At 41.2% G+C, this 8,164-nt stretch carries 6 protein-coding genes; 3 read left to right on the top strand and 3 right to left on the bottom strand.

The genetic code is table 11. The features are described from left to right. Positions 1 to 286 precede the first annotated feature (286 nt). Positions 287 to 850 (top strand): cytochrome b, encoded by a 564-nt coding sequence (locus PSH48_RS20550; RefSeq protein ID WP_121638649.1) that lies wholly within the window; start codon positions 287 to 289, stop codon positions 848 to 850. A gap of 31 nt (positions 851 to 881) precedes the next feature. Here the strand turns inward: PSH48_RS20550 and arfA are convergent, their stop codons facing one another. The 3 genes from arfA to PSH48_RS20535 all read right to left on the bottom strand — a co-directional run bounded on the left by arfA (position 882) and on the right by PSH48_RS20535 (position 5,046). After that, positions 882 to 1,082: an alternative ribosome rescue factor ArfA gene (gene arfA, locus PSH48_RS20545; protein WP_024032961.1), complete on the bottom strand. Its 201-nt coding sequence runs from the start codon at positions 1,080 to 1,082 to the stop codon at positions 882 to 884. Positions 1,083 to 1,300: 218 nt separating this feature from the next. Continuing rightward, positions 1,301 to 3,841 carry a TonB-dependent receptor plug domain-containing protein gene (locus tag PSH48_RS20540; protein ID WP_273612274.1) on the bottom strand — a complete coding sequence of 847 codons (2,541 nt, stop codon included), beginning with the start codon at positions 3,839 to 3,841 and terminating at the stop codon, positions 1,301 to 1,303. A 227-nt stretch (positions 3,842 to 4,068) separates the two neighbouring features. After that, positions 4,069 to 5,046: a sensor histidine kinase gene (locus PSH48_RS20535; RefSeq protein WP_273612273.1), complete on the bottom strand. Its 978-nt coding sequence runs from the start codon at positions 5,044 to 5,046 to the stop codon at positions 4,069 to 4,071. Between the two features lie 111 nt (positions 5,047 to 5,157). Between PSH48_RS20535 and PSH48_RS20530 the strand changes: the two genes are divergently transcribed. Continuing rightward, positions 5,158 to 6,489: an HD domain-containing phosphohydrolase gene (locus tag PSH48_RS20530; protein WP_273612272.1), complete on the top strand. Its 1,332-nt coding sequence runs from the start codon at positions 5,158 to 5,160 to the stop codon at positions 6,487 to 6,489. 286 nt (positions 6,490 to 6,775) lie between these two features. After that, on the top strand, positions 6,776 to 7,795 hold the full coding sequence (hemH, locus tag PSH48_RS20525; protein WP_004589664.1) for a ferrochelatase: 1,020 nt from the start codon (positions 6,776 to 6,778) through the stop codon (positions 7,793 to 7,795). Positions 7,796 to 8,164: the final 369 nt, after the last annotated feature.

Below are 8,164 nucleotides of genomic sequence, written 5' to 3'. Positions count from 1 at the left end.
AAGCTGTATGTGCGAATATGAGAAAGCTCATCCATATATGTTTTGGTGTAATAAAAAACCAAGAAGCGTTTAAGCTCCAAGTAAGTTAAGTACGACCTTGAAGCTTAAAATGAGAGATGGTATCTACAACTTTCACTTCACGTTGCAGGTTTTATCCTTTTAAATTTAAAAAATAAGTTTCGTTAACCCTACTTTAACCCTCTATAGTTTAAGCTAGCTGCATTAATGAAGATTATTCAATTGTACACGCAACTAAGCGCCACTTTTTAAGTTAGGAATAACCACAATGAAACTTACAAAAGATACAACAAGTACGTTAAGCAAAACCACCATAAGCCTGCATTGGATTGTAGCTATTTTAATTATTGGGTTATTAGGCTCAGGCCTATATATGGAAAACTTTAAAGCGTTTTTTCTAATGAGTTGGCACAAATCATTTGGCGTAATGCTGCTTGCTTTTGCGTTATTAAGAGTAACATGGCGCATTGTAAATGGCTGGCCAAAGCACGATGTTAAACACCCAAATTATGAGCAAGTGTTAGCTAAAATTGTGCATTACGTTCTTATAATAAGCATGTTACTTATGCCTATTTCGGGGCTGATTATGTCGGGCTTTGGTGGGCATGGCGTAGAGATGTTCGGGCTAGAGCTTATACCGCACAACCCCAACCCAGAAAACCCACAAAAAAGCCTCGCTTTTAACCAAGGCTTAGCAGAGATAGGAAAAACCGTTCACGGTATTACAGCAAATGCGCTTCTTATCGCGTTAGGTTTACATATTGTGGGCGCTTTAAAGCACCATATTATTGATAAAGACAACACCCTTACGCGTATGCTTGGCAAAAAGTAGGTAGTTAAAAGTCTTATTTGATCGGTGCTATTTAAGCCGCGATTAAATAAGACTCTCGTCCTACGTGTTTGTTATTGCGCTTAAACGAGCCTTTCCCTTTTTTAGCTTTAACCACTTGAGGTTTAAACACTTTAGAGGTTACTAGCGCCGCCAGCGCATTATGATTAATAACACCTCGGCCGGTGTCTACCGCACTATTATTTGCGGCTTTGGTTTTCGATTTTTTAGCCATTTTATTTCCTAACTATTTATAACAATAAGAACCTTAAGAAGTGGCGATTGTATGCCTAATTTTCAACCTTGCAAGTGTTTTAACGCTCTTTTTCATAATAAATAAACATAAAAAAAGCGCAGTAAATAACTGCGCTGAGTAACCTGAACGCTGGATAATAAAATATGTTGGTATATCTCTTAACCAGAGTTCAGGTTAAATAGGTTTAGCTCAATTAATTAAAATTCAAAGCTTACTTTTGCATAATAAGTACGCCCGTCAAAGCCGTAAGGCAATGCACGTACAGGGTATTTAAACGCACCGTTGGTAATAAAGTTAAGCACTTCGTCATCACCTAGCTCATCTGGGGTTTCATCAAAAATATTATCAGCCCCTACCGATACGTTAAATATTTCGTTAATTTGGTAGCTAACGTTTAAATCCACTAGTACTGCTGATTCAACTGTACTAGTTGGTTTAAACGACCCCGTAGGCGAAAGCTCACCTGGTAAAGGGATGTGGTCATTACCAAAGTATTTAACGTCTGTTTCGCCAAAGTAATTAAAGCGAAGCGTTGTTTCATACGCATCACGCTCATAGTCAAACGTTAAAGTTGCGCGCTCACCTGGCTGGCCGTCGGTAAAAAAGCTACGTTGTAAATCATCAAACGCCACCGACTCAGGAATTCCTTCTTCTGCGTTCACGTTATCAATTTTAGTGTCGTTTAAGTTACCCGCAAAGGTTACTCCAAAATTACCGCCCTCTACATCAGTACGGTAAGATGCAATAATATCAACACCTTGTGTAGTTGAATCTACAGAGTTTGAAAAGTAATTAGCTTGCACTGCGCCGGTTGCTTGAAGCGCGGCTACGGCTTCATCGCTAAAGGCAACGTCCTCTGCAGAAAGTAAACTACCAAGCGTAATACGGTCTTTAATTTCTACACGGTAAAAATCAACCGTTAACGAAAGCTCACTTGTTACATCGTAAACAAAACCAGCACTGTAGTTAGTTGAGGTTTCAAGCTCTAGGCTATCTACACCTAACGCACTTGGAAAAGCAGTACCCGTATTTGCAGTGAACGACTGCGTAAGTGTGCCATCTGAGCCTAGGTTAGTTGTAAATGCGGTATAACCACTTTGCTGAAGCGATGGCGCTCTAAAACCAGTAGATACCGCACCACGTACTGCAAAGTCATCGTTAAATTCATAACGTGTTGCTAATTTACCAATTAAGTCATCGCCCGCATCTGAAAAGTCTTCGTAGCGCAGCGCACCACTTACGTTCCATGCATCCGTTACCATGGTTTCTACATCTACATAAAACGCGTAGCTGTGGCGATCGCTCTTGTTTGTTGCCTCTGGGCGCAAACCGTTATAAGCCTGAAAACCACACTCAGCAAATTGATCAGGATCGTTTACTGAAGGGTACGAAGCATCGGTATTTGCCAAGCCACATGCGTAAGAGGCTTCATCGCCAGGTACTATTTCGTAGTTTTCTTTACGGTATTCTGCACCAATAGTTACATATAAAGGCTCATTGCGGCCAATATCAACGATGCCGTTAAAATCAGCATTAACTGTTGTTTGATCAAATCTAAAACCACCAGAGTAACCGCCGCTTGGGCCTGCATTTGCAGCTATATCGGCATCGCTTGCATCTGGGTTGTTAAATACGTACTCCGCCGCATAAGAGGCATTTATAGTATTACGTGAGGTAAGGTCGTATTGGTTTTCACCATACACTGCCGATACATCGTATCCCCAATCTGGGTTTATATCGCCTCTAAAACCAACCGCTACTGAAATATCTTCAGCTTCGTTATAAATGCGGGGTAAAAAGCCATCGCTGTATACTTGCGTTACATTTTTAGACGCTTCGTTAAAGTTACGGTAAAAACCATTACCCAGCGCGGTACGCTCAGAATAGCCACCAAATGAGTACAATTCGCTGTCGCCCATTGGCAAAGCCATGTTGTAAAACAACGAGGTAAATTCACTTTCTGAGTTACCTTGGCCCCAACGTACATCTTCACTCAGCGTGCCTGGCTCAACATTTAACGACCCACCGGTATCGCGCTCTGCACGGTTAGTGCCATCGGCATCACGATACTCAAATGATAAATTAATAAAGCCGCCTTCATTACCTAAGTCAAAACCACGGTTTAAACCTGCAGAAAGCGTATCGCCGTCGCCTTCACTGGTGCCGCCGTACTGTACGTAACCCGTTGTTACGCCAGTTGAATTATTAAGCGATAAGTTAATTACGCCAGCTATCGCGTCAGAGCCATATTTAGCTGCTGCGCCATCGCGTAGTACTTCTACACCTTTAAGTGCAGTTAGCGGAATGGCGTTCATGTCGGTGCCGGCAGCGCCTGCACCTACAGTGCCGTTAAGGCCAAAAATAGATTGATTATGGCGGCGCTTACCGTTAACCAACACTAACGTTTGATCTGGCTGTAAGCCGCGCAGCGTTGCTGGTCTAAATAAATCAGAGCCATCAGATACTTGCGTACGAGAAAAGTTAAACGACGGGGCAGTAGCTTGCAGACTCTGCCCTAGTTCTGTAAAGCCGCCTTTGTTTAAATCATCAGCGTCTATTAAATCAATAGGTGACGAAGACTCAGTAGAGGTGCGGTTAGAAACGCGCGACCCTAATACAGAAATTTGTTCGATATTTTGTGCAGCCTCAACAGGTGCTTCTTGAGCGCTTACAATGCTTGGTGCGCTTACGGCAAACGCAACAGCGGCAGCTAATGTATTTAAACGGTATGTTGACATGGTGACGACCCTGTTTAGTGTGTTCTTTAATATTTGTTATTGCGATGTAACGCATCGCACTGGGGAACATCCTAGCAACATATGCAAATAAAAAGAAATGAAAAAAACTAAATAATAGGTCTAACTATGCAAAAAAATGTAAATACTAAAAAATAACACTTAAACTTGTTCAAAACACATACAATTAAGGATTTTAATTTCAACCTTAAATTAAATTAACACTTTATTTACAATGGGTTTATCACGCTTTCTTGTACTTTTACGGGTAACCAACAACAAATGGTAGTACCTGTTCCTAAAGTACTGCTAACTTCTATTTTTCCGCCGTGATCTTGCAAAATAAAGTTAACAACGGTCATTCCTATTCCTAATGAGTGGGCTGTTTTATGTGTAGTAAAAAAAGGCTTAAATAAGTGCGCTTGGGTATTTTCATCCATTCCACAACCGTTATCTTTCACTTTTATACATATCCCCTCATTTTGCTGCGTTACGCTTAGTTCAATAATGGTGCCTTTTTCTAGTTCATGTTCGCACGCTTGTTGAGCATTTAATAACAGCTCAACAAAAATTTGATGAATAGACGACAGCTCCCCCCAAATTAGCGGCACTTGCTCAAAGTTGGTTTTTATTTCGCAGTATTTAAGCTGCCCTTGCAACACGCCTAAAGCAGAGCCTGCAACCTCGCTTACATCTAAATATTGCTTGTTATGGGTACTTGTAAATTGGCTAAGGTTTAATAAATTATGCACGGTTTGCTTTATGCGCTTTAAACCATCTAGGCTTTCGCTCAACTGCGAGTAAATTTCGTGTCCATTCCATGCCAGTTCGTATTGTTTTTTTAGATCAACCAACACGTTTTTAAATTGCCCTGCATTTAATTGGCCGGTTAAAAACTGCTCGTTATAGTGAAGAGATTTTGATAAAAGAGGGCTAACATATTGCAAGCTCTCTATATTACTAATTACATACGAAAGCGGGTTATTTATTTCGTGCGCAATACTGCAAGACAAAACACCCACACTTGCCATTTTGTCGGCCTGAACAAACATTTGCTGATACAAAGACAGCTCAGCAACGTTTTTGGTTAGTTCGCCATTTAACACAACTAACAATTGGCTTTTATCGGCAAGCAGTTGCTCTGCGGCTATACGCTTTTGCTGCTCATCTAAAAAAGCTTGTTTGTAGTCGTCGGTTAAAGTGCTCATCCTATTCGCTCCATAAATACGCATCCATGTATAACGTTTAGTTTGCCATACGTAATTATGCAAACTAGGGGCAATTTTTAGGCTATGCTTATTATTTTAAAAGGTAGCACTATGACCAAACCAGCAGACGCTGCACATTCAATCACTGCCGTAGATGTACTTTGTGTTGATGACGACGAAATTGTTCTGCGCTCACTAACCTCCTTATTAAAAAATAATAACTTTAGTTTTATGACCTGCAAAAGCCCAGTGCAAGCGCTTGAGCTTTTAAAAAGCCACGAATTTAGCTTAATTATTAGCGACATGAAAATGCCCACCATGAATGGCGCGCAATTTTTAGAGCAAGCCCGTAACAAAGCCCCCGAAACACAACGTATTTTATTAACCGGCTACGCCGAAATAGAAACCACCCTAGCCGCTGTAAACCTAGCGCAAATTAACGGCTACATACAAAAGCCATGGCAAAACGATATGCTTTTGCGCAGCATTAACGACAGCATCGAAAAATTTCGGCTAAAAAAACAAAACAAGCAACTCGAGCTGCAAGTAAAACAGCAAAACAAAGAACTTCTCGAATTAAATAACTCATTAGAGCAACGAGTAGAAAAGCGTACAAAGCAAATTAAGCAGGTACTTAAACAGCTAGAAGATGCCAACGAGCGCGAAAAACACGAACACAAAGCCACCGTAGAGCTACTTTATAATTTTATAAACGCCAACCCATACTTAGATGGCAACAAAGCGCAAAAAATTGCCGACACCTGCACCCAAATAGCACTTTACTTAAACCTCTCGCAAAAAAGTATAGATTTAGCCCCCATGGCGGGTTACTTAGCGCAAATAGGTTTGCTTGCTATGGACCCAGAGCTCTATAAAAAGCCAGTGAGCCGGCTAAGCGAGCAACAGCGAAAAGCCTTTTATACACACCCAAGCACAGCACAATTAATGCTGATGCCTGCTATACATTTACATGATGTATCTGATGCAATTTATCATCAATATGAGCGCTTTAACGGCAACGGTTTACCAAAAGGATTAGCAGCAAACGACATTCCTATTGGCGCTATGGTGCTTAGCGTTGCTCGCGATTATTGGAACGCATTTGAACAAAGCCAAAGCCCCACAGACAAAGAGCGCCACAGCGATGCACTCGAAAGCGTTAAAATGTACAGTGGCACTTTTTACCACCCTAAAATTGTGCGCGCACTCGAGGCAAGCCATAGCAAATTAAATGAGCAACTTAATAATGCGGGCTCTATCATTATATGCAGCGCTCAAGAGCTAAAAGCCAATATGATTTTAGGCCATACGTTACACAGCCACAGCGGTATTATGTTGTTACCTAAAGGCCATGTGTTTGGTAAAAAATCCATCGAAAAACTACAGCAACTAGAAGCCAAAAAACCGACCCCATTTAGAATAATGGTAAAAAGCGCTAAATGAGTGATCTAAACTGTGGCTTTTTTCGTTACAATTACCGTAAATAAGCTAAACTAATTCAAACAGGTACCTGTTAATCTGGGTATAAATTTTAAACTGTTTAATACCAATCCGCTTAATTAAGTGATTTATTTTGAGGGTGGAAAAACGTGTAGATAGCTAGGCAAAAAAATTCGCTATTTAGTTGTTCTAAATGAGAGTTTTTTAACGCTGGTAGCGACACGTTTAGTCCCACAGAATGAGCAAGTATTATTGCGAATTGGTATCACATTGCTTTAAGGAGCATAGCGTGTCGCGATTTTCTGCAGTCACTGACAATCCCCACGACGGACGTTTTAATCAAAAAACGGGCATTTTACTTACCAACTTAGGCAGTCCAGACGCGCCCACACCAGCGGCACTGCGTACCTACTTACGTGAATTTTTATCCGATCCGCGCATTGTAGAAATTCCACGTTTAGTGTGGATGATAATACTGCACGGTATAATTTTGCGTATTCGCCCTAAGCGCTCAGCAAAACTATACGAAAGCATTTGGACCGAAAACGGTTCGCCGCTAACACATATTACCCGCCTGCAACGCGACAAACTAAACGCGCTACTCCAAGAGCAAGGTTATACCAATACCGAAGTTGTTATGGCCATGCGTTACGGCAACCCTTCAATAGAGGCGGGCCTTGAAGAGCTGCGCGATAAAGGCCTAACGCGCATAATTGTACTACCGCTTTACCCGCAATACTCAAGCCCTACCACCGGCTCAACATTTGATGCCGTATCAAGAGTATTGCAAAAATGGCGCTGGGTGCCCGAGCTGCACTTTGTAAATGGTTATCACAAAAACACCGCATACATTGATTCATTAGCTAGCAGCATTAGTGAAGATTTAGAAAAAAACGGCATGCCGCAAAAATTAGTTTTTTCATACCACGGTATGCCAAAGCTATTTTTAGATAGAGGCGACCCATACCACTGCCTATGTTTGCAAACCACGCGTTTAGTGGTTGAAAAACTAGGCCTTGATAAAGATAAAGTAATTAGCACTTTTCAAAGCCGCTTTGGTAAAGCCGAATGGTTAAAGCCATACACCGACGCCACGCTTGCATCGTTACCTGATGAAAACATTACCGACGTTGCAATTTTAAGCCCTGCTTTTAGCGCCGACTGCTTAGAAACACTCGAAGAGCTTGAAGAAGAAAATCGCGAAATATTTGAAAACGCAGGCGGCGAAAAGTACCGCTATATTGCAGCCTTAAACGACAGAGACGATCACATCAACGCTTTATATGATGTGCTAAAACCAATGCTTTAAACGCATCTTTTCTGCCTTAAAGTAAAAAAGCGGTGTTAAATTTTAACACCGCTTTTTTGATTGTAAGGTAAGCAATTATTAAATGTCATAGCCACTATTTTGCGCGAGCAAGCTTCGCGCCTACAACTTTCACTTCTCATTTACTCCTCTTTCCCTTCTCTTTGTGCATTTTTGTATTTAAGATCAATAAACCACAAAGAGGTTAAGAGCCGCTTCGCTTTTAGAGAAGCAACTAACATCTTGCGCGAGCAAGCTTCGCGCCTTGTATCTCTCGTTGATAAATGATTAGCTATCATTTATCACATCGAAGTCAGTGAGCTTGCCTTTGCGCCTAGTATTTAATACTGCTCCGTAGATAAAGCCCTGACT

The organism is Pseudoalteromonas sp. Angola-4, from assembly GCF_028599265.1.
Classification (GTDB): domain Bacteria; phylum Pseudomonadota; class Gammaproteobacteria; order Enterobacterales; family Alteromonadaceae; genus Pseudoalteromonas; species Pseudoalteromonas atlantica.
Note: the sequence above shows the minus strand (reverse complement) of the source record. Positions and strands in the feature narration are given on the sequence as shown.